Below are 20,911 nucleotides of genomic sequence, written 5' to 3'. Positions count from 1 at the left end.
TGTCCGGTCAGCTTGGCTGCCACACCGGCGAAGGTGCCTTCGATCGTGAGTACGCGGCCCAGTCGACGATCCGTACCGCCGCGCCGGCGGCCTCCTGGCCCCGGCAGTGGGCGTGGTGTCTGCGTGCCATGCCGTCCAGGTCCAGGTGGGAGCCGAATGCGGGGTGCGCCGCCAGCCGTCGTGCGTACGCCCACACACGGGGATGGGCGGTGATCCGGTCGACCGCGGCGGCGTCGAGGTGATGGCGGTGCACGGTGTCCAGTTGGACCAGCGTCACCCACAACTGCACATCTGCGAGCGACAGTTGTTCGCCCAGCACGTACGTCTGGAAGGTGAGCCGCCGCTCCAGCACCGCCAGCGTGCGCAGCAGGGTGGCCAGCGCGGTGTCGCGCGCCGACGGTTCGCCGCCGGACTGCCCGGCACGCTGGGCTGTCGCGGTGATGCCCTGCTCGCAGAGTCGGCCCGCGGCCTCGATCGCCTCCTCTGCGCCGCGTGGGTGGAGATCGGGGCCATGACCGCCGAACCGCCGGGCCATGTCCCGCAGGATGTCGGGAGTGTGGGTGCTGACGATGCGCCCGGTCCAGTTGTCACTGAGGACCGGTGCGACGGCCGGACCGGGGTGCTGGTGCGAACTGGCCTGATACAGCGGGTACAAGGCCCGGTGGCCACCTCCGGTCGCGTCGGGTACGGCGGGCAGCAGCGTCACCGGGAGGGTGTCGTCGACGCCGAGCAGGCTGTGGGTGACGGCGATCTGCAGACAGTGCGGACAGGACAGCGACAGATGGAGCCGATAGCGGTGCGGCGCCGCGTAGTAGCCGCTGCGCGCGTCACAGCCGATCCTGCTCCGGAACGACGGCACGGCTGTCGGAGATGTGGCGGACATGCGTCTCCTTGGGGTGCTCGGTCACAGGCATACGGGCATACGGAGGCGCCGGCACGCGGCGGCTTCGGCACGGGCCGGGAAGTGGCTCGGTGGGCGGGAAGATCAGGCGGGACGGTGGGCGGGGCCGCCTTCGCTCGGTGAACTCGCCGCGCTGCACACACGCGCGAGATCGATGTGGCGGCGGGACGTCAACAGGGGCAGCGGCCGGACGGCGACCCGAACGGCGTCACCACCGAGGTCCAGCACAGCACGGCCCATAATTCCCTACCAGTTCACTAGGGTTCCCGTAGTGGAGTCTCAGGCCCCGGCCGTGCCGCGTCAAGAGGGCCGGTCGCCCGGGATCAGGACGTCTCACCACGTGAGAGGCCCTCGGCCCACCGGGCGGTCAGCCGAAGCGGCCGGCCTCGCCGGCGGCGAGCAGCGCCCGGACCGCCTCGACGGCGGCGCCGGCCGTCAAAGGGTCCGCTCCACGCCGGGAGCGGGCGCTGAGCCGTACCGGAGAAACCTCGGGCAGGCCCTTGAGCGGGAGCAGTCCGTCGGGATGCCGGCCGCTGGGCACGGCGAGCAGCGAGGCACCCAGTCCGGCGCGGGTCGCGTCCAGGACACCGGCCTGATATCCGGCCTCGGCGACGACGGTGGCCGGGGTGCGGTCGGCGGCCAGCGCGGTGAGGGCTCGGCGGCGGATGACGCACGGTTCGCTGATCGCGACCAGCGGCAGCGGGGCAGGGGCCGCGGGCGGCTTCCAGCCGGGGGCGGCATACCAGCGCAGCGGCAGCCCGCCAACGGGCCGGCCCGCCGCGCCGGTCGCCTCGGTGACGTAGACGGCCAGGTCGAGCTCACCGCGGTCGACCGCGTCCGTCAGCCGCGCCGAGCGGTCGATCCGCACCCGCACCTCGACGCCCGGACGCACCTCCCGTACCGCCTCGGTGAGCACAGGCAGGATCTGGTCGGCGCCGTGCTCGGTGGCGCCGACGACGACGGCCCGCGGCTCCTCGTCACTCAGGAGCCTGCTCACGGCCGCGTCGTGTGCCGCGACGATCAGCCGTGCCTCCTCCAGCAGTTGGGCGCCAGGGGCTGTGAACCGGGTCTTGCGGCCGTCGCGTTCCACGACGGGGCGCCCCAGGGTCTTCTCCAGCCGTCGCACGTGCTGACTGACCGCGGACTGGCTGAGCGCGAGCGCGCCGGCGGCACGGTGGAAGCCGCCGTAGTCGGCGACGGCGATCAGGCTGCGCAACGCCACGATGTTCAGGACCGGTCGCATACGCGCAAGCTAGCACCGATTGATTAAGGATCCTGATCGGTTTTGATGGCGAATCGTCATTGGACGTACGTATTGCGCCTCCCCCATGCTGAGCGCATGCCGCGTACAGCTGACGCGTCGGCCCGACGGCCGCGTCGCCACAGCACCGGACCCCGGCCGTCGGCCGTCGGGTCGGCGGTGTTCTGCGCCGGCACCCCGCTGACGCGACGCCGGGTGGTCGACTTCGGACGCGCCGGCACGACACGCTGTCGCTGATCCGCGCACGCGCCGGGCTCCGTTGAGCCCTGATCCCTCCCGTGGGTTCCGGTCCGCCCGGCCGCGCGCGTCCTGGGCGGGTCCGGTCCTTGCCACCACCGCACGGCTGTCGCCCCGTTCACTTCCCCTGAGCCCTCCGATGAATCGAGTCACCATGAGCTCCCCTCAGCGTGTTCACGCCTGGGACGAACCCGAGGGGATCGCTTCCCGCGGCACCCTCGTCGTCCTTCCCGGCCGCGGCGAACACGGCGGCGTGTACGAACGGCTGGGCCGCCGCATCGCCGCCGACGGCTACCGCGTGCGAGCCCTGGCAGATCCCTCCCACGAGCCCGCAGCCGTCACCGGCGAGGCGGCCAAGCTGCTGCGCGACGAAACGCTGCCGGGCCCCCGAGTGCTGTTGGGGTCCGACACCGGCGCCCTGTACGCGGCCCGGCTCGCCGCGCGTGGCACCCCCGGCTTGGACGCGTTGATCCTCGCGGGCCTGCCCACCGCACCGCACGCACCGGGGACGACGCCCGACTGGGAGGCCGAACTCGACCAGCGCACCGCATGCCCCACGCACCGGGGCAGGCTCACCTCCGACGTCTCCTTCCGGCGCGGCGCACTCACGGACCCGGCCCCTGCCGACCTGCCCGCCCTCGACGGCATCTCCGTGCCCGTCCTCGCGCTGCACGGCGCCGACGACAGCGTCAGCCCGCTTCCCGAGGCCCGCCGCACCTACCGCGCCCTGTCAAGCGCGGCGCTGGTGAGCCTGGCCGGAACCCGGCACGACGCCCTCAACGACCTCACCCACCGCACGGCCGCCGCCACGATCGTGCTGTTCCTGGAGCGGCTGCGGCTCTCCCCGGACCTCACGCCCATCGCCGTACAGGAGGACCTCGCATGACCGCCCCGGTGCTCACCGACGTGCCCGAGCTGCACTCCCTGCTGCGCGACGGTGACCCGGAGCCCGTCGTCCTCGACGTGCGGTGGCGGCTCGGCGACCCGCACGGTCACGAGCAGTACCTGAAGGAGCGCATCCCCGGCGCTGTCCACGTCGACCTGGAGACCGAACTCGCCGGGCCGCCCACCCCCGAGGGCGGTCGCCATCCCCTCCCCGACCCCGTCGAGCTGCAGTCGGCCGCGCGCCGCTGGGGCCTGACCGCAGGCCGCCCGGTGGTCGTGTACGACGACAACGGCAACACCGCCGCCGCCCGCGCCTGGTGGCTGCTGCGCTGGGCCGGCGTCGATCACGTCACCCTGCTCGACGGAGCGCTGGGCGCCTGGCGCGCCGCCGGACTGCCGACAGTGTCCGGAGAGCCCGAGCCCTCGGCGCCGGGCGACATCGTGCTCACCCCTGGACGGCTGCCGGTACTGGACACCGACGCGGCAGCCGAAGTCGCCCGGGACGGCGTGCTGTTGGACGCCCGAGCCGCCGAGCGGTACCGGGGCGAGAGCGAACCGGTCGACCCGCGCGCCGGGCACATCCCCGGCGCGCTGTCGGCCCCGACCGTCGGCAACCTCAACCCCGACGGGACCTTCCGCGACGCGGAGGAACTCGCCGTGCGGTTCACGGCGCTCGGTGCCGATGACGCCATCGAAGTCGGGGTCTACTGCGGGTCCGGCATCACGGCCGCCCACCAGATCGCAGCGCTCGCCCACGCCGGCATCCCGGCCGCGCTGTACCCCGGCTCCTGGTCGGCCTGGTCCCCCGACCCCGACCGCGCAGCCGTGCTGGGCGAATGGCCGTACTGACCCGTGGGGCTTGAAGTCCTCGCGTCGGAAAGGGGGCTGCGGGGCAGGATGCGGTCACTGGCACTGGCCGCGGCCGAGTCGGCCGCGCTTCCCAGCCGAGCGCCCCGCCTACCACGCGCGGCGCAGCGTGGTTCCTGGCGAGCCGTTCGCGGTCGGTACCCCCGTCCAAGGCCCCCCTGCTCCGGCCTGCTGAAGTCGCTGCTCGACCTGTTCGAGGTACGGCTGGACCGCGGCATCATTGCGGAACCGGGCATGCGGAAGGCCCTGGACCAGGTCACCGGTTTTCCGCCGCCCTCCTCGAGCGTCGGTCGCTCTGGGCGGCGGCGTGAGCGACGCTCGTGCGGGCCCACGGCTCCATCTCCCCGCGCACGGACCGGTGAGCGGCAGCAGCCTTGCCTTTGACGCGCACGTCAGGGGTTAGCGTCCGTGAGCCGATCACGGCAGGTCGTCGCCCGTCGCGGCCCCGCTTCCCGATCAGGAGTCCCCGTATGGCTGCTGCGCTTCCCTCCACCACCCGTGAGATCCGGCTCACCACCACCCCGAAAGGGCTGCCCGGGCCGGAGCACTTCGCCGTCGTCGCACAGCCGCTCCCCGCTCCCGGCCCCGGACAGGTCGTCGTGCGCAACCACTTCTTCCTTGTCTTCCCAGGGCTGCGGACCCTCATCGGCGGCGAGGTCGAGGGCGTGCCCCTGCCGCCGATCCACGCCGGTGACGTCCTGTTCGGTCCCGCCGTCGGCGAGGTTGTCGCAGCGGGCCCTGGAAGCCCCCTCCAGCCGGGGGACGGCGTCACGCATCTGCTCGGCTGGCGCGAGCACGCGCTGCTCGCGTCGGACCAGGGCACTCCGATCGGTGATGTGCTGCCTTCCCCGGTGACCCACCTGTCCTCGGGTGCGGCCGCCTACGGCGCGCTCACCCGGCTGGTCGAACTCCGCCCCGGCGACACGGTCTTCGTCACCGGGGCGGCCGGCGCGGTGGGTACCCTCGCGGGTCCGGTCGCCCGGCTGCTGGGCGCAGGGCGGGTGATCGGAAGCACGCGTTCCCCGGACAAGGCCGACCGACTGCTCACCGAACTGGGCTACGACGCGGTGGTGGTGCCCGGATCCCCGTCCGGCACTCTCACCGAGCAACTGGGCCGAGCGGCCCCTCAGGGTATCGACGTCCTCGTGGACACCGTGGGCGGGGCTCACCTGCGCGCTGCCCTCACGGCCGCACGCCGCGGTGCCCGCTTCGCCCTGGTCGGCGCACTGTCCGGCCAGCTGTCCCCCACCAGGGGCGGAGGCAGCGCGCCGGCCGACATCGACACGTACCGCGTCATCACGCAGGGGATCACGCTGCGCGGCTACAGCGGCACCGACCATCCCGAGGTGCCGGACGAGTGGACCACACGGTTCGGCGACTGGCTGCGCTACGGTGAGATCTCCTTTCCCCATGTGCGGATCCCAGGCATCGAACGGGCCCCTCAGGCGTTGCGGGAACTGTTCGAGGGACGGCACTTCGGCACCGTCGTCGTGGAGCTGCCGGGCGATTGACAGGTCGCCGCCGCGCCGCGCGCGCCGGCGCGCGACACCGGACGAGGCGGAGGTGTGCATGCGGATCGGAGACGCCGCGGCGGCAGCGGGAACGACCCCACGGGCGCTGCGGTTCTATGAGGAACGCGGTCTGCTGCCTCCGCCGCCGCGCACGGGCACCGGCCAACGCCGGTACGGACCGGACGAGGTGGACCGGGTCCGGGTCATCCGTGAACTGCTGGCCCTCGGCCTCACGGTCGAGGACCTGCGCCGCATCGCCGACCGGATCCATCTCCTCGTCGACGATCCGCAACGGCGCTGCAGCCGCGCCGACGCGCCCTCCCCGGCCTCCGGCGTGGTGGCACGCCGACTGGCGGCGATCGACACCGAAATCGATCGCCTGAGCCGGCTGCGCGAGCGCCTGGCGCAGCGGACAGGACAGGTGTAGGCCGCTGCCCGGTATCCCGCCGCCCTGTCGGCGGGCCCTGGCAGATCTTCCCTCCCAGCCCGCCAAAAACCCAGGTCAGCGACGCATCTGGTGCCCTGTCAGGTGGCGCAACACTTCCGCAACACCACCATCCCTACCGGATGGGTATGGTTCCGGCCATGCCGCCCACCGACCGCATCAGAGACCACGCCGGCCAGGGCGCGCCCACCGTCGCCGCCCAGCGCACGCGGCGTCGGCTGCGCGCGGACCGGGCACGCCAGCTCGCCGACCTCGTGCGCCACCAGATCCTCACCGGGGGCTTCCCGGCCGGCAGCCTCCCCCACGAGTCGAACCTCGCCAGCGACTACCGGGCCTCCCGCAACACCGTCCGGCAGGCCCTCGAACTCCTCCGCGCCGAGGGCCTCGTGGAACGCCTCCCCGGCGTCGGCACGGTCGTCGTAGCCCAGAAGTACCCCCACGGGCTCGACCGTCTGATGGGCCTCGCGGAGACCCTGCGCGAACACGGCCATGTCACCAACGAGGTCCGCACCATGGGTCCCGCGCCCGCTCCCACCCCCGTCGCCGAACGCCTGAACGTCCCACCCGGCGCCGACGTCCTCTACATCGAGCGCCTGCGGCGCCTGAACGGCCTCCCGCTCTCCCTCGACCTCACCTACATCCCCCTCGACATCGGCACCGACCTGCTCGGCGCCGACCTGGAGAACACCGACGTCTTCCGCCTTCTGGAAGCCATCACCGGCCAGCGGCTCGGCCGCGCCGAGATCACCCTGGAGGCGGTGAACGCGGACGCCCACTCCGCCACCGTCCTCGAAGCCCCCCGCGGCGCGGCCGTCCTGATGCTGGAACGCCTCACGCACCTCGCGGACGGCCGCCCGGTCGACCTGGAGTTCATCCGGTTCCGCGGCGACCGCATCACCATGAGCGGCCTCCTGCACCGCTCCCTGTAAACACCGTCCGCTCCCCGCAGCACGACCTTCCCGGAGACAGCCATGCCCTTGGCGCCCCAGCGGGCCGACGTGCCCGTGACCATCGACGAGTCCAAGTGCATCGACGGGTGCACGCTCTGCGTGGACATGTGCCCGCTGGACTCCCTCGCCATCGACGACAGCAGCGGCAAGGCGTACATGCACGTCGACGAGTGCTGGTACTGCGGCCCGTGCGCGGCCCGCTGTCCCACCGGAGCCGTCACGGTCAACATGCCCTATCTGCTCCGCTGAGAGGCCCCGACTCCCATGAAACGCACGACAGTCGCGATCGCCGCATCCGCTCTCCTGTTCCCTCTGTCCGCCTGTGGCGGCAGCGCCGAGGCGGGCAGCGGCTCCACGGTCACCGTCACCGTCGGATACCAGTCCAAGACCATCAACACGGTCACGGCCGGCACCCTGCTGCGCTCCCTCGGCTACTTCGAGAAACAGCTCAACGCCCTCCGGGACGGAAGGACGTACAAAGTCGACTGGCAGGACTACGCCACCGGCGCCCCCATCACCGCGCAGATGACCGCCGGGAAGATCGACATCGGTTCGATGGGTGATTTCCCGCTGCTCATCAACGCCGCCCGCGGCCAGCAGCTGGGCAAGCCAACTCACCTGGTCTCGGTCACCGGCTACAACCTCAAGGGCGGCCTGAACACGGTGGTCGTCCCACCGCGGTCCGAGCTCACCTCCCTGAAGGACCTGAAGGGCAAGAAGGTCTCCACGAGCGTCGGCTCGGCCGCCGACGGAACCCTCGTACGGGCCCTGCAGCGGGCCGGTATCGATCCGAACCAGGGCATCGAGAAGCTGAACCAGCAGCCCGCGGTAGGCGCCTCCGCCCTGACGGCGGGCAGCGCGGACGCGCTCTCGCAGTTCGTCGCCTGGCCCGGCCTGCTCGCCTACCAAGGCAAGGCGAAGGCGCTGTACGACGGGGCCCAGCTGAATCTGCCCACCTTCCACGGCGTCACCGCCCGCGAGGACTTCGCCAAGGAGCGCCCGGCCGTGCTGGAGGCGTTCTTGAAGGCCCAGGCGGAGGCGACCGACTATCTCAACGCCCATCCGGTGCAGGCCGCCGAAAAGGTCGCGAAGGCCACCGGCCTCCCGGCCGAGGTCGTCTACCTCTACAACGGCGCCCATGGCATCTCCACCTTCGACCCGTCCGTCAAGCCGCAGCTCGTCTCCGCGCTCAAGCAGGACGTGGCGGTCCTCAAGGCGGCCGAGCTGACCGGCGACGTCGACGTGGACTCCTTCGTGGACGACAGCCACGTCAAGAAGGCCCTGGGCGCCGGATACGCCAAGCGGCTCGCGGCCACGGCGCCGGCCGCCGCGAGCGAGGTATGGCCCAAGGGCTCCGCCAAGACCCGAGGCTTCGCCTCCCCTGCCGAGCTCCTGTCCCATGTCGCCGAGCACAAGGACGGCATCCGCGCGGCCTACGTCCCCGACGCCACCACAGGCACCCTCTGGTTCGCCGACAAGGCCGTCTGGGTGGCGGACGGCAAGCAACTGCTGCCCTTCGTCGCCCCGGACACCGCGCGGGCCTACGTGGCCGGTCACAGCGGCGCCCAGGTGATCACGTACGCGGACGCCCTGGGACGGGCCTCGTGATCCGGTACCCCCGGCGGGCGGGCCGACTCGCACTGCGGGCCGGCTCGCTGGCCGCCGCCCTTGGCCTGTGGCAGCTGTTGACCGGCTTCGACGTGGACCTGTGGGTGCGCTTCTCGCAGTTCCCGACCGTGACCGACGTGGCCCGGGCCTTCACCGACCGGCTCTCCGGCCCCGACTACTGGACCGACCTCACCGACAGCCTCACCCGGATCGTGACCGGCTTCCTGCTCGCCGCGGTCCTGGGCGTGGCCACCGGCGTGCTCGTGGCACGCTCACGGCTCGCCGAGGACCTGCTCGGCCCGGTTCTCGAAGTGGTGCGGCCCATCCCGGCCATCGCCATGGTCCCCGTCGCGATCCTCCTGTTCCCCTCCAACGAACAGGGCATCGTCTTCATCACCTTCACCGCCGCGTTCTTCCCGGTACTGGTCTCCACCCGGCACGCCGTCCGCGCCCTCGCTCCCGTGTGGGAGGAGGCGGTCCTCACCATGGGCGGCGGTCGATGGCGGATCCTCGGCGCGGTCGTCCTGCCGGGTGCCCTGCCCGGCATCTTCGGCGGCCTGTCCGTCGGCATCGGCGTGTCCTGGATCTGTGTGATCTCCGCCGAGATGATCTCCGGCCAGTACGGCGTCGGCTACCGCACCTGGCAGGACTACACGATCGTCAACTACCCGGGCGTCTTCGTCGGCATGGTCACGATCGGCCTGCTCGGCTGGCTGACCTCCACCGCCGTCGAGCTGGTCGGCCGGCGCATGACCCACTGGCTGCCGCGCACGTCGTACGTCCCAGGCGCCCGGCCCCGCCCCGCACATGTCCCGGCGTCCACCGGCACCACACCCAAGGCCGAGGAGGCACGCGATGAGCACCTCGTCTGAGACCAGGCCGGCGGAGGCGGGAACCGCCTCGGCAGCCCGCCGCGGCGCCCGCCTCACCCTGCACGGCGCCACGCTGGGCCGCCCGGGCACGTCAGCCGTCGCCGACGTCGACCTCGACGTCCGCCACGGCGAGATCCTCACCGTCGTCGGCCCCTCCGGCTGCGGCAAGTCCACCCTGCTGCGCACCTTCGCCGGACTGCTGCCACCGCTGGACGGAACGGTCGAACAGGACGGCCGGCCGGTGACCGGTCCGGGCGCGGATCGGGCGCTGGTCTTCCAGGACGACGCCCTGCTGCCCTGGCGCACCTTGCGCGCCAACGTGGAACTGCCCCTCGCCATCCAGGGCGTGCCGCGCACCCGGCGCAGGGAACAGGCCGAGGCCTGGCTGGAGCGGGTCGGACTCACGGACCAGGCACGGCAGTTGCCGCACCGCGTCTCGGGCGGGCAGCGCCAGCGCGCCCAGCTGGCGCGAGCCCTGGCCGGACGCCCACGGGCCGTCCTCATGGACGAACCGTTCGGCGCACTCGACGCGCAGACCCGCGCCGGCATGCAGGACCTGCTGGTGGAGGTGCTGCACGGCACCGGCGCGACCGTCGTATTCGTCACCCACGACGTCGACGAGGCCCTCTTCCTCGGCGACCGCGTCGCCCTCCTCGGCTCCGGGCGGCTCACCGCCCTGCGCGACGTGCCGCGTCCACGCGAGCGCTCGGCCCACGACGATCCGGCCCGTGTGGCACTGCGTCGCTCCATCCTCACCTCGCTCGGTACCTGAAAGGCCCCCCGGTGACCACCCCCGTGCACACCCCCGCGGAACCCCTCCGCATCCCCGCCCTCGCCGACGCCGAAGAACTGACCTGCGACGTACTCGTCATCGGCGGCGGCACCGCCGGCACCATGGCCGCCCTGACCGCCGCCGAACACGGCGCGAACGTCCTGCTGCTGGAGAAGGCGCACGTCCGCCACTCCGGAGCACTCGCCATGGGCATGGACGGCGTCAACAACGCGGTCATCCCGGGCCGCGCCGAACCCGACGACTACGTCGCCGAGATCACCCGCGCCAACGACGGCATCGTCGACCAGTCCACCGTCCGCCAGACCGCCACTCGCGGGTTCTCCATGGTGCGGCGACTGGAGGCGTACGGCGTCAAGTTCGAGAAGGACGAGCACGGCGAGTACGCGGTCCGTCAGGTCCACCGCTCAGGCTCGTACGTGCTGCCGATGCCGGAGGGCAAGGACGTCAAAAAGGTCCTGTACCGACAGCTGCGGCGCCGCGAAATGCGGGAGCGGATCCGGATCGAGAACCGGGTGATGCCGGTGCGGGTGCTCACCGCGGACGGGCAGGCCGTGGGGGCGGCCGGCTTCAACACGCGCACGGGCGCGTTCGTCACGGTCCGCGCGGGCGCGGTGATCCTCGCCACCGGCGCCTGCGGCCGGCTGGGCCTGCCCGCCTCCGGCTATCTCTACGGCACGTACGAGAACCCGACCAACGCGGGCGACGGCTACGCGATGGCGTACCACGCGGGCGCCGAGCTCACCGGCATCGAGTGCTTCCAGATCAACCCGCTGATCAAGGACTACAACGGCCCCGCCTGCGCCTACGTCGCCAACCCCTTCGGCGGCTACCAGGTCAACCGGCACGGCGAACGCTTCGTCGACTCCGACTACTGGTCGGGACAGATGATGGCCGAGTTCGCGGCGGAGGTGGCGAGCGACCGGGGGCCGGTGTACCTCAAGCTGAGTCATCTCCCGGAGGAGTCGATCTCGGCCCTTGAGTCGATCCTGCACTCGACGGAGCGCCCGACGCGCGGCACCTTCCACGCGGGCCGCGGCCACGACTACCGCACCCACGACGTGGAGATGCACATCTCGGAGATCGGGCTGTGCGGCGGCCACTCCGCCTCAGGTGTACGGGTCGACGACCACGCTCGTACGACGGTTCCCCGGCTGTACGCCGCCGGGGACCTCGCCTGCGTGCCGCACAACTACATGATCGGCGCGTTCGTCTTCGGGGACCTCGCGGGCGCGGACGCGGCACAGTACACGCGATACGAAGGTGAGTTGCCCCCGGACCAGCTGCGCGAGGCGCACGAGCTGATCTACCGCCCGCTGCGCAACCCCGACGGCCCGCCTCAGACCCAGGTCGAGTACAAGCTGCGGCGCTTCGTGAACGACTACGTGGCCCCGCCCAAGTCCGGCGCCCGGCTCTCGCTGGCCTTGGAGGCGTTCGAGCGGATGCACGCCGACATCGCCGCGATGGGCGCTCGCACCCCGCACGAGCTGATGCGCTGCTCCGAGGTCACGTTCATCCGCGACTGTGCGGAGATGGCCGCCCGGGCGTCCCTCGCCCGCACGGAATCCCGCTGGGGCCTCTATCACGACCGCATCGACCACCCGCAGCGCGATGACGCGTCCTGGTTCCACCACCTCGATCTGCGCAAGTCCCCTGTCGGAACCATGGAGTTCACAGCCCGACCCGTGGCTCCCTACCTTGTTCCGGTGGACGGCTTCGACCCGGTAGGGGGCGCCTCCCGTCTTCTCGGCGAGGTCGCCCCGGAACAGGTGGCGACGGCCGGGGCCCGGGAGGCGGCGCCGGTGGCCACGCACCAGGAACCCACGGCGGCGACCGGCACCATCACCCACGAGGGCACCGAAGCGGATCCTCGCCTGCTCGGCCTGCTTGCCCTTGCGGAGGACGATCCCGAACTCGGCTCCCTCATCCCCTACTTGACCGACCCCGACCCCACCGTGCGCCGTACGGCCGTCACGGTCCTGACGGAGACCGTGCCGCCGGGCACCGGACCGGCGCTGGCCGCCGCGCTGACGGACACCGACGACGACGTCCGCGCCGCCGCTGCCGCCTCACTGCGGGAACTCGTCGAGACTCTGCCTGCCGAACCGGCCCTGCGCGACGGCCTCGCCGCCGCCCTGTCCCAGACCGACCCCGTCGTCCGTGCCGCCGCACTGGATGTCCTGCGCGCCCTGCGCCTTGGCGAGGTGGAGTTGTTCGCGCAGTCGCTGGCGGACTCCGACATCGCCGTCCGCGTGGCAGCCGTGCGAGCACTCGTGTCGGTCGACGCCGCCGCGGAACTGGCCCGCGCGGCGGCCGTCGATCCTTCCCGCGAGGTCCGCGTCACCATCGCCAAGGCACTGGCCGCCGCGGCGCCGGAGTCGGCCGTGGCCCACTCGGCCCTCGCGGGGCTCGTGGACGATCCCGACGCCCTGGTCCGCGGGGCCGCCTACGAGGCGCTGGGCACGGCGGGCTGCCCACCGGCCCTGGCCGCCCGCGCCGAGGCGGCTCTGGCCGACCCGGCCTGGCAGGTGCGGGCCGGCGCCGCCACCGCGTTGTCCGCCACGGATCCCGACCTCGCCGTCCCCGCACTCGCCAAGGCCGCCGCCGACCCCAACGCCGACGTCCGCAAGGCCGCCGTACTGGCCCTGACCCGCCACCGTGCCGCAGCGGACGCCCGAGCGGCCCTGGCCGCGGCGACGAGCGACTCGGACGCGGACGTCAGGGCCTATGCGGCGCGGGCGCTCTGACCCGCGTCCCCGTGCCGCCGGTCCTTCACCGTGCGGCCAGGAGAGGCCCCGCGTTCCGCAGGACGTATCGGGCGACGTTCTTGCCGAGCGTGATCCCCGCCTCGTCCGCCGACCGGGTGTGGATACCGGAGAACACCCGGGCGTCCACGTTCTCGGCCGACAGCTGCTTCCAGGTCGTGTAGGTCCTGGTCACCCCGGGCGCGGAGGGGCTGGCCAGCTCGAACGGGGCGGTCCGCGGACCCACGAGCGCCGACAGCACGGCCTCCGCGGCACCCGAATAGGTGTTGTGGCCGCTCGGGTAGTCCGGATGAGCGGGTGTGTCGTGCAACGGCGTCCAGTCCGCATCGGGATCGATGACGCCGGTGCGGATGGCCGTGACGGGACGCCACCGCTCGTAGGCGTACTTGCTGTCGGACGTCGCGATCTGCGTGTCCACCAACGCCACGTGGAAGAGCGCGACCAGCCGCGCCTGCCCGGCGACGCCCTGGTCCGAGCGGGACAGCGCCACACGCAGCGGCTCGGTGTAGAGGGTGAGGGAGGAGCCGAGCCAGAAGGTGGCCGTCTCGGTCTGGTGCGCGCTGCGTGCCCGGCTGTCGGCGGCGCCGTACGCCCGTACCTCCGCGAGGTCGGCGGCGTAGCGGGTGGAGTCCAGTGCGGGGGGCGGGCCGAGCCGGAACTGGCTCTGCGTCGCGAGCACGAACGGCTCCGCAAGGCGGTTGCCGTACTGCGCGGCGGGGGCGTGGGCGGGCGGCGTCGGCTGCCACACGCCGGGGGCGGCCGGTCGTACGGGATACGGCGCGTTGACGGAGGCGGGATCCAGCCCGTCACCCCGCCTCGACGCGAGGACGAGGTCAGCCTGCCGCTCCCCCGCCGCGACACCGCGCTCCTCCGCCGGGCCGTCGGGGATCGCGTCCAGGGTCTGCTTGTACGTCGCGTCGAGTTGCCCGGTACGGCTCGGCACGAGCGTCACCAGCGCCCGGTGTACGGCCGCGGCGAGCGCCGCCGACCGGTACGGGCCGCGCTCCACGCCCGCCGGAACGCTTCGGGTGGCCCGGGCTGCCGCGAGCCAACTGATGGCCCAGGTACGGCTGTTGGTGACCTGGGTCGGCGCGCCGGCCGCCGCGATGGTCTGGGCGGTGGCGTCGTACCAGGTGAGCGCGGTGGAGGGAGGGTCGGCCGCGGCGGCCTGGGGCACCGCGGCGGACGTGGTCAGCAGAGCCGTCGCGCCCAGGGCGACGAGGGCGGGGCGGGTTCTGAACGGACTCACACGTACTCCTTCGGTTCGATGAGGGCGGTGGGATGACGTGATCGGAGCAGGTCGCGCGCATGCGGGATCGGCACCGGCCGGCGCGGGGTCACAGACACATGGGGAGGCGCGGTGGAACTCGGCTGCACACCGCGGTGGCGACGCGCATCAGGGCAGGGGCCGCCCGGAAGGTCACCCCCGGCGGCGCCATTCCTCCGCGAGCAGTGCGTACGAACGAACCCGGTCGGCATGGTCGTGAGTGATCGTCGTGATGAGCAACTCGTCCGCTCCCGTGGCCTCCTGGAGCTGTTCCAGCTGGTCGGCCACCCGTTCCGGTGAACCGACGAACTGGGTGTCGACGCGGTCCTGTACCAGGGCTCGCTCCGCGTCGCTCCAGACGTGAGCGCGCGCCTGCTCGGGTGTGGGGAACTCGACTGCGCCTTCGGCGGTGCGGATGCTGCGCACCCACAGGCCATAGCCGGTGGCGAGTTCGCGGGCGGTCGCGTCGTCCTCGGCGACCACGACGTCGGCGGAGACACTGACGTACGGCTTGTCCAGGAACTCGGAGGGCTGGAAGAAGGACCGGTAGCCGTCCACGGCCTCCAGGACGGTGGCGGGGCTGACGTGGTAGTTCGCCGCGAACCGCAGCCCCCGGGCGCCCGCGACCTCGGCGCTCTGGCCCCCGCTGCTGCCCAGGATCCACACCTCCACATCGGCGCCCTCGCCCGGCACGGCGTGCGCCTCGATGCCCTCCGGGGAGCGGTAGGTGCCGGCCAGCAGGGCGAGGATGTCGTCGATCTGCTCGGCGTAGTCCTGCGACTCGGCCCCTGGGAGCAGGAGCAGCTTGCGCTGCAGTGCCACGCGAGGTGAGCCGAGCAGGTGCTCGAACGAGAAGGGGGGCGGGATGAGCAGGCCGTTCGGGGCCCGGCCGTCGACCACCGGAGTGGCTGTCGGCACGGTCGTCCTCTCCCCCGGCGGGCGGCCGCCCGAGCGGCCCAGGCCCAGGTCGAGGCGGCCGGGATGGAGGGCGTCGACCAGGCCGAACTCCTCGACGGTGGACAGCGCGGTGCGATGCCCGAGCTGTACCGCGCCCGAGCCGAGCCGGATCGTGGAGGTCGCGGCGGCGGTCAGGGCGAGGACGACCGCCGGGGACGTACCCGCCACGCCCGGGTTGAGGTGGTGCTCGGCGAACCAGTAGCGGGCGTAGCCGAGCCGCTCGGCCTGCTGGGCGAGGTCGATCGAGTTGCGCAGCGCGTCCGCGGCCGTCGATCCGGACGGGATCGGGACGAGGTCGAGGATGCCGAGGGGGACGTCAGACACGGGTGGACTCCTGGGTGAGCGGGGGCGCCGGAAGCACGGGTCCCCATGCGAACGGCGGGTCCGGAATCCCGCGGCGCAGCGCGGGAGCGACCTGGGACTGGAACAGCTCGAGCGAGGCGCGGTGCCGGGCATCCGTCAGTCCGCCTGCGTCGGCGTGCAGATGCAGCACGGTGTGGCCGAACTCCTCGTGATATCGGTGGACCTTGTCGATGACCTGCTGGGGGCTGCCGACGAGCGCGGAGCTGCGCTCGACGAAATCCTCCAGATCCGCGAAGACGACGGGCAGTCCCGCCTGCCGGGAGAAGGCCAGATTGGCCTCGAAGACCGGCCGGTAGGCGGCCAGCGCCTCCTGGGAGGTCGGCGCTACGTGAATGCCCGCCGTGCCGGCTCCGATCGCGATGTCGGCCGGGTCGTGGCCGTAGTGTTCCCAGCGTTCGCGGTAGTGGCGGATCAACTCGGCGTAGGGCTCCATGGGGTGGGTGACGTTCGCGGAGAACAGCGGGTCGCCGTAGCGGGCGGCCAGGTCGACCGACTCCTTGCTGGTCGCGCTGCCGTGCCAGACCCGGACGGGCTGCTGGAAGGGCCGGGGCCATACCTCGGCGTCCGTCAGTGACGGGCGGAAGCGGGTCTGCGCGGTGACCTTGTCCTGGCGCCAGATCTGCCGGAACACCTCGTAGCTCTCGGCGTTGCGGTCCCACTGGTCCTCGGGCGTGACGTGGAACAGCTCGCGCTGGGCGGCGCCATTGCCCTTGCCGATGATCAGGTCCAGTCGGCCCTCGGAGAGGTGGTCGAGGGTGGCGTAGTCCTCGTAGGCACGCACCGGGTCGAGCAGGCTCAGGGTGGTCACCGCGGTGAAGAGACGGATGCGTCGCGTCAGCGCTGCCACATGGCTCAGCACCACGGTGGGTGAGGAGGAGATGAAGGGCCGCTCGTGCCGCTCGCCCACCCCGAAGCCGTCGAAGCCCAGTTCCTCGGCCAGCACGGCGTTGTCGAGGACTTCGCGGAACCGCTCATGGGTGGGCTTCTGTACGCCGCTGACGGGGTCCGGGCGATGCACGATCAGGGTGATGGCGATGAACTTCACGACGCGACCCGCTCGCCGCGGATGTCGTCCGGATGCGCCAGGCCCAGGTGGTCGCGCAGGGTCGTGCCCTCGTACTCCGTGCGGAACACGCCCTGTTCCTGGAGCAGCGGGACCACCTTGTCGGCGAACTCGTCCAGGCCGCTCGGAGTGATGTGCGGGACGAGGATGAAGCCGTCACTCGCGTCGGCCTGGACGAAGTCGTTGATGGTCTTCGCGATGGTGGCCGGGGAGCCGACGAAGTTCTGCCGGTTGCCGGTGTGGATGACCAGGTCGCGGATGGACCAGTGGTTGGCGGCGGCGAGTTCGCGCCACTCGCGGGCAATGGCCAGCGGGTCCCGGTACATACGGACCTGCGCACGCCCCTTGGAGATGTGGTCGTCGCTGACGTCCGGCTCGATGTCGGGAAGGGGCCCTTCCGGGTCGTACGCCGACAGGTCCCGGTTCCAGACGAACTCCAGGTGCTTGATGGCGGTGGCACCGCTGACCTGCTGTCGGCGCACCTCTCGGGCCAGTTCCTCGGCGTCCGCGTCGGTGTCGGCGAGGGCGAAGGTAGCGGCGGGCAGGATGAGCAACTGGTCGAAGCGGCGACCGTACTTCGCCAGGCGGGACTTCACGTCCGTGTAGAAGGCCTGGCCCGCCTCGAGTGTGCCGTACCTGCTGAAGATGGCGTCCGCCTCCGCGGCCGCGAACTCGCGCCCCTCGTCGGAGTCGCCGGCCTGGAAGATCACCGGCCGGCCCTGCGGGGAGCGCGGGACGTTGAACTGTCCGTGGATGTCGAAGTGCTGTCCGGTGTGGACGAAGGCGCCGGCCTTGGCGTCCCGCAGGAACGTGCCGGTGGCCTGGTCGGCGAGGATCTCGTCGCCGGCCCAGGAGTCGAAGAGCACGTTCGCCGTGGCGAGGAACTCCTTGGCGCGGGAGTAGCGCTCCTCCTGCGGCAGGAAGCCGCCCCGGCGGAAGTTCTCGCCGGTGAAGGCGTCCCAGGAGGTCACGACGTTCCAGGCGGAGCGGCCCCCGGAGAGGTGGTCGAGGCTGGCGAACTGCCGGGCCACCTCGTAGGGCTCGTTGAAGGTGGAGTTGATGGTGCCGGTCAGGCCGAGGTGCTCGGTGACGGCGGCGAGCGCGGCCAGCACGGTGAAGGTGTCGGGGCGGCCGACGACGTCCAGGTCATAGATGTGGCCGCCCTGTTCGCGCAGTCGGAGGCCCTCGGCGAGGAAGAGGAAGTCGAACTTGGCACGTTCGGCGGTCCGCGCGAAGTGGGCGAAGGAGCTGAACTCGATGTGGCTTCCGGCAGCGCGGTCGCTCCAGACAGTGGTGTTGTTGACGCCGGGGAAGTGGGCGGCCAGGTGGATCTGCTTCAGCGGCTTGCTCATGGTGTGATGTCCCTCGGCTCAGGCGGTGACAGCGGCTGCGTAGCGATTGGCGGGGCGGGTCAGGCCCAGCAGCCCGCGCAGGGTCCCGGCCTCGTAGGCGCGGCGGAAGACGCCGCGCCGCTGGAGTTCGGGGACCAGCCCCCGCGTGATCGCCGGGAGGTCATGTCCGGCGACGGCGGGACGCAGCCGGAAGCCGGACAGGCCAGCACCGTGCAACTCCAGTAGCAGATCCGCCAGTTGGGTCGGCGAACCGGTGAAGATCAGGGCGTCGCTCGGGTACGGCTGTCCCGCGAGCGCGTCGATCCGTTCCCGGCGCGCCCTGGCGGCGGCCGGGTCGTCGTCGAGGAAGACCACCAGGTCACCGAAGACGTGCAGGTGTTCGGCCGCCCGCCCGGCGGCGTTCTGCTCGGCACGGATCTGCGCGATGATCGCCCGGGCTTCGTCCGCGTCGTGCGGCGTGATGTAGCCGATGTCGGCGGCGCGCGCCACGAGCCGGTACGGGACGGTGTCGTGGGCGAGCGCGCTGACGATCGGCTGGCCCTGTGGCGGGCGGGGTGTGATGGAGGGGCCCTTGATGCTGAAGTGCCCGCCCTCGAAGTCGATGTAGTGCAGTTTGTCCCGGTCGATGAAGCGGCCGGTGGCCGCGTCCCGGATCTCGGCGTCGTCCTCCCAGCTGTCCCAGAGCCGACGCACCACCTCAACGTATTCGGCGGCCTCGTCGAAGAGGTCGGCGACCGACTCCGTCGCGGCCGGGTGGTCGTAGGCCTTGATACGCGGGAGCGTACGGCGGCCGAAGTGCGCGGCTTCGTTCGGACGGGCGGTGATCTGTACGCGCAGGCCGGCGCGGCCGGCGCTGACGTAGTCAAGTGTGGCGATCGCCTTGGAGATGTGGAACGGCTCCGTGTGGGTGGCGACCACCGTCGGCACCAGGCCTATGTGCCGGGTCAGCGGTGCCACGCGGGAGGCGATGAGGACGGCGTCCAGGCGGCCGCGCACCTGGTCCGTTCGCTCGTCCGGGTCCAGGAAATGGGACGACTGCGGGCCGAGGCCGTCCTCGATGGTCACGAAGTCGAGCAGCCCGCGCTCAGCCTCCTTGATCAGGTCGGCCCAGTACGCGGCGGTGAACAGGTCCCGGGGCCGTGCCACCGGCTCACGCCAGGAGGCGGGATGCCAGCCGGTGCCGTCGAGAGCGACGGCGAGATGCAGGGGAGAAGACGATGCTGGGGCCACGAGTGGAGTGCCTTCCAAGGGGTGTGTGACGAGAACGCCGGCCCTCCCACGGAGCTGGGCGGGCAGTACCGGAAAGGGGTCAGGAGCAACAGAGCGCACCGGCCACGCGCCGGGGGGCGGTGTCACGTGGCCCTCCTGCTCAACTCCGCATTTCTCAAAGGGGACTTAGGAGTGCTCGGGCGGGTTGATCCGCGACGCCTCGATCGCGGACGCGCTGGTACCCCACTTCTTCAGGATCCGGTCGTAGGTGCCGTCCTTGATCAGCTCGTTGACGGCCGCCTGGAAGGCCTTGGTGAGCGGGGAGCCCTTCTTGAAGGCGAAGCCGACGTCGAGGCGGTGGAACTCCCCGAGGAAGGTGGTCCGTGAGGCCGACTGGGACGCCTGATAGCGCAGGCCGTTGATCGTCGACATGATCACGTCGATCCGGCCCTGCTGCAGCGCCGTGAGCGTCGCCGCGTTCTCCGAGTAGACCTTCACGTCGTACGGCTTCTTTCCCGCCTTCGCGCAAACCCCCTTCTGCGCCGTGAGCGTCGCCTCGAAGGTGGTGCCGGCACCGGTGCCGATGGTCAGCCCGCACAGCTGGGTCAGGTCGGTGACCTTCTTGAGCTCGCTATTGCCCTTCCGCACCGCGAAGCCCTGGCCGTCGTTGATGTACGTGACGAAGTCGATGGTTTTCAAGCGCTCCGTGGTGACGCCGAAGTTGCCGGTGCCGAAGTCGTACTTGCCGCTGCCGAGGGCCGGCAGGATCGTCTCGAAGGAGGCGTCCTGGCGCTCCAGTCCGACGCCGAGGACCTTGGCCACCGCGTCGGCGAGGTCGATGTCCTGGCCTGCGGGCGCCTTGTCCGTACCGTTCGGGTAATAGGCGCCCGGCGGGAATCCGACCGAGCTTCCCACGCGCAGCGTGCCCGCCTCGCGAACTGCGGCGGGCAACAGGGCGGCGACGGCGTCCACCTTGCGTACGGTGGCTACCGGATCGTCGGTCGGCGCGGGAGATGCCTGAGCGCCGACCGCCGCCGCGGCGTCGGTGTCACCGGAGCCGCAGGCGGTCAGTGCGAGCAGTGGCAGCAGCGCGAGGACGGCGGCACTGCGCAGACTGATGCCAAGGGTGCGGATGTTCACTGGTCAGGTGCCTTTCCTGTGCGTTCCCGGACGGCGAGGTGCCGCTCCAGGGCAGCCGCCCGATGGATTCCGGGTCCTGGGCGGTCCGGAGTGGCGGCCAGGACGGAACTGCCGTGCGCTGAAATTGGGATGATGGATCGTCAGAAACAGCGAGTAGGTACGCGTGTGTGACGACGCCGGGCGTCGAGGAAGGTGGTGCTTCGGCAGCGTGCGCGAAGTCAGAGCTCGGCCCACGACGGGGTCACCGAGGGAGGGAAAGGCCGATCAGGCGGCCCGCTGCCGAGTCAGACGCAACACGCCGCGGACCACACGCGACCGAAGTCGATGTGGTGGCGCGAAACCAAACGCTGCTGGGCAGTCATGGGGCCAATTGAGCAGGACATTCTCTTGTTCGTCAAGCAGGGCCCGGATACCGGACATCGCCTGGCCCGCGCCTGGCACACCCTGTTGACACATCTCCGCGATGGA

18 protein-coding genes are annotated in these 20,911 nt (G+C 71.7%); 10 read left to right on the top strand and 8 right to left on the bottom strand.

Going from position 1 to position 20,911, the window contains the following annotated elements:
• Nucleotides 1-7: 7 nt before the first annotated feature.
• A complete protein-coding gene (locus AC068Z_RS07230) occupies nt 8-883 on the bottom strand; it encodes a glutathione S-transferase C-terminal domain-containing protein (protein WP_478553141.1) in 876 nt (291 codons plus the stop codon).
• A 385-nt stretch (nt 884-1,268) separates the two neighbouring features.
• Nucleotides 1,269-2,144, bottom strand: coding sequence for a LysR family transcriptional regulator (locus tag AC068Z_RS07225; RefSeq protein ID WP_478553140.1), 876 nt, complete (start codon nt 2,142-2,144; stop codon nt 1,269-1,271).
• A gap of 409 nt (nt 2,145-2,553) precedes the next feature.
• Between AC068Z_RS07225 and AC068Z_RS07220 the strand changes: the two genes are divergently transcribed.
• The 10 genes from AC068Z_RS07220 to AC068Z_RS07175 all read left to right on the top strand — a co-directional run bounded on the left by AC068Z_RS07220 (nt 2,554) and on the right by AC068Z_RS07175 (nt 13,074).
• On the top strand, nt 2,554-3,285 hold the full coding sequence (locus tag AC068Z_RS07220) for an alpha/beta hydrolase (protein ID WP_478553138.1): 732 nt from the start codon (nt 2,554-2,556) through the stop codon (nt 3,283-3,285).
• Nucleotides 3,282-4,133 carry a sulfurtransferase gene (locus AC068Z_RS07215; protein WP_478553136.1) on the top strand — a complete coding sequence of 284 codons (852 nt, stop codon included), beginning with the start codon at nt 3,282-3,284 and terminating at the stop codon, nt 4,131-4,133. Before AC068Z_RS07220 ends, AC068Z_RS07215 begins: the two co-directional genes overlap by 4 nt.
• 488 nt (nt 4,134-4,621) lie before the next feature.
• Nucleotides 4,622-5,662 (top strand): MDR family NADP-dependent oxidoreductase, encoded by a 1,041-nt coding sequence (locus AC068Z_RS07210; RefSeq protein WP_478553135.1) that lies wholly within the window; start codon nt 4,622-4,624, stop codon nt 5,660-5,662.
• A 58-nt stretch (nt 5,663-5,720) separates the two neighbouring features.
• The gene (locus AC068Z_RS07205; protein WP_478553133.1) at nt 5,721-6,089 is read left to right on the top strand and encodes a MerR family transcriptional regulator; all 369 of its coding nucleotides are present in this window, start codon (nt 5,721-5,723) and stop codon (nt 6,087-6,089) included.
• A gap of 158 nt (nt 6,090-6,247) precedes the next feature.
• On the top strand, nt 6,248-7,036 hold the full coding sequence (locus tag AC068Z_RS07200) for a GntR family transcriptional regulator (RefSeq protein WP_478553131.1): 789 nt from the start codon (nt 6,248-6,250) through the stop codon (nt 7,034-7,036).
• Nucleotides 7,037-7,078: 42 nt separating this feature from the next.
• On the top strand, nt 7,079-7,306 hold the full coding sequence (locus AC068Z_RS07195) for a 4Fe-4S dicluster domain-containing protein (RefSeq protein WP_016437651.1): 228 nt from the start codon (nt 7,079-7,081) through the stop codon (nt 7,304-7,306).
• Nucleotides 7,307-7,321: 15 nt separating this feature from the next.
• Complete coding sequence (locus tag AC068Z_RS07190) at nt 7,322-8,665, top strand: ABC transporter substrate-binding protein (RefSeq protein WP_478553128.1); 1,344 nt, start codon at nt 7,322-7,324, stop codon at nt 8,663-8,665.
• A complete protein-coding gene (locus AC068Z_RS07185; RefSeq protein WP_478553126.1) occupies nt 8,662-9,537 on the top strand; it encodes an ABC transporter permease in 876 nt (291 codons plus the stop codon). The genes AC068Z_RS07190 and AC068Z_RS07185 overlap by 4 nt, the downstream gene beginning before the upstream one ends.
• Nucleotides 9,521-10,309 (top strand): ABC transporter ATP-binding protein, encoded by a 789-nt coding sequence (locus tag AC068Z_RS07180; protein WP_478553125.1) that lies wholly within the window; start codon nt 9,521-9,523, stop codon nt 10,307-10,309. Before AC068Z_RS07185 ends, AC068Z_RS07180 begins: the two co-directional genes overlap by 17 nt.
• Before the next feature lie 11 nt (nt 10,310-10,320).
• Nucleotides 10,321-13,074, top strand: coding sequence for a fumarate reductase/succinate dehydrogenase flavoprotein subunit (locus tag AC068Z_RS07175; RefSeq protein ID WP_478553124.1), 2,754 nt, complete (start codon nt 10,321-10,323; stop codon nt 13,072-13,074).
• A gap of 25 nt (nt 13,075-13,099) precedes the next feature.
• On the opposite strand, the gene AC068Z_RS07170 is transcribed toward AC068Z_RS07175, so the two are convergent.
• From AC068Z_RS07170 to AC068Z_RS07145, 6 genes are all read right to left on the bottom strand, one after another.
• Nucleotides 13,100-14,341, bottom strand: a complete 1,242-nt coding sequence (locus tag AC068Z_RS07170; protein WP_478553122.1) for a vanadium-dependent haloperoxidase — start codon at nt 14,339-14,341, stop codon at nt 13,100-13,102.
• A gap of 171 nt (nt 14,342-14,512) precedes the next feature.
• Nucleotides 14,513-15,640 (bottom strand): MsnO8 family LLM class oxidoreductase, encoded by a 1,128-nt coding sequence (locus tag AC068Z_RS07165; protein ID WP_478553120.1) that lies wholly within the window; start codon nt 15,638-15,640, stop codon nt 14,513-14,515.
• On the bottom strand, nt 15,633-16,724 hold the full coding sequence (locus tag AC068Z_RS07160) for an LLM class flavin-dependent oxidoreductase (RefSeq protein WP_478553118.1): 1,092 nt from the start codon (nt 16,722-16,724) through the stop codon (nt 15,633-15,635). Before AC068Z_RS07160 ends, AC068Z_RS07165 begins: the two co-directional genes overlap by 8 nt.
• The gene (locus AC068Z_RS07155) at nt 16,721-18,094 is read right to left on the bottom strand and encodes an NtaA/DmoA family FMN-dependent monooxygenase (protein WP_478553116.1); all 1,374 of its coding nucleotides are present in this window, start codon (nt 18,092-18,094) and stop codon (nt 16,721-16,723) included. Before AC068Z_RS07155 ends, AC068Z_RS07160 begins: the two co-directional genes overlap by 4 nt.
• An 18-nt stretch (nt 18,095-18,112) precedes the next feature.
• On the bottom strand, nt 18,113-19,324 hold the full coding sequence (locus tag AC068Z_RS07150) for an LLM class flavin-dependent oxidoreductase (RefSeq protein WP_478553114.1): 1,212 nt from the start codon (nt 19,322-19,324) through the stop codon (nt 18,113-18,115).
• 165 nt (nt 19,325-19,489) lie between these two features.
• On the bottom strand, nt 19,490-20,443 hold the full coding sequence (locus AC068Z_RS07145; RefSeq protein ID WP_478553113.1) for an ABC transporter substrate-binding protein: 954 nt from the start codon (nt 20,441-20,443) through the stop codon (nt 19,490-19,492).
• Nucleotides 20,444-20,911 lie beyond the last annotated feature (468 nt).

The sequence above is a fragment of the Streptomyces sp. NPDC043726 genome (assembly GCF_056436565.1).
The sequence above is the reverse complement of the archived record's forward strand: the minus strand, read 5'-3'. Positions and strand labels throughout refer to the sequence as shown.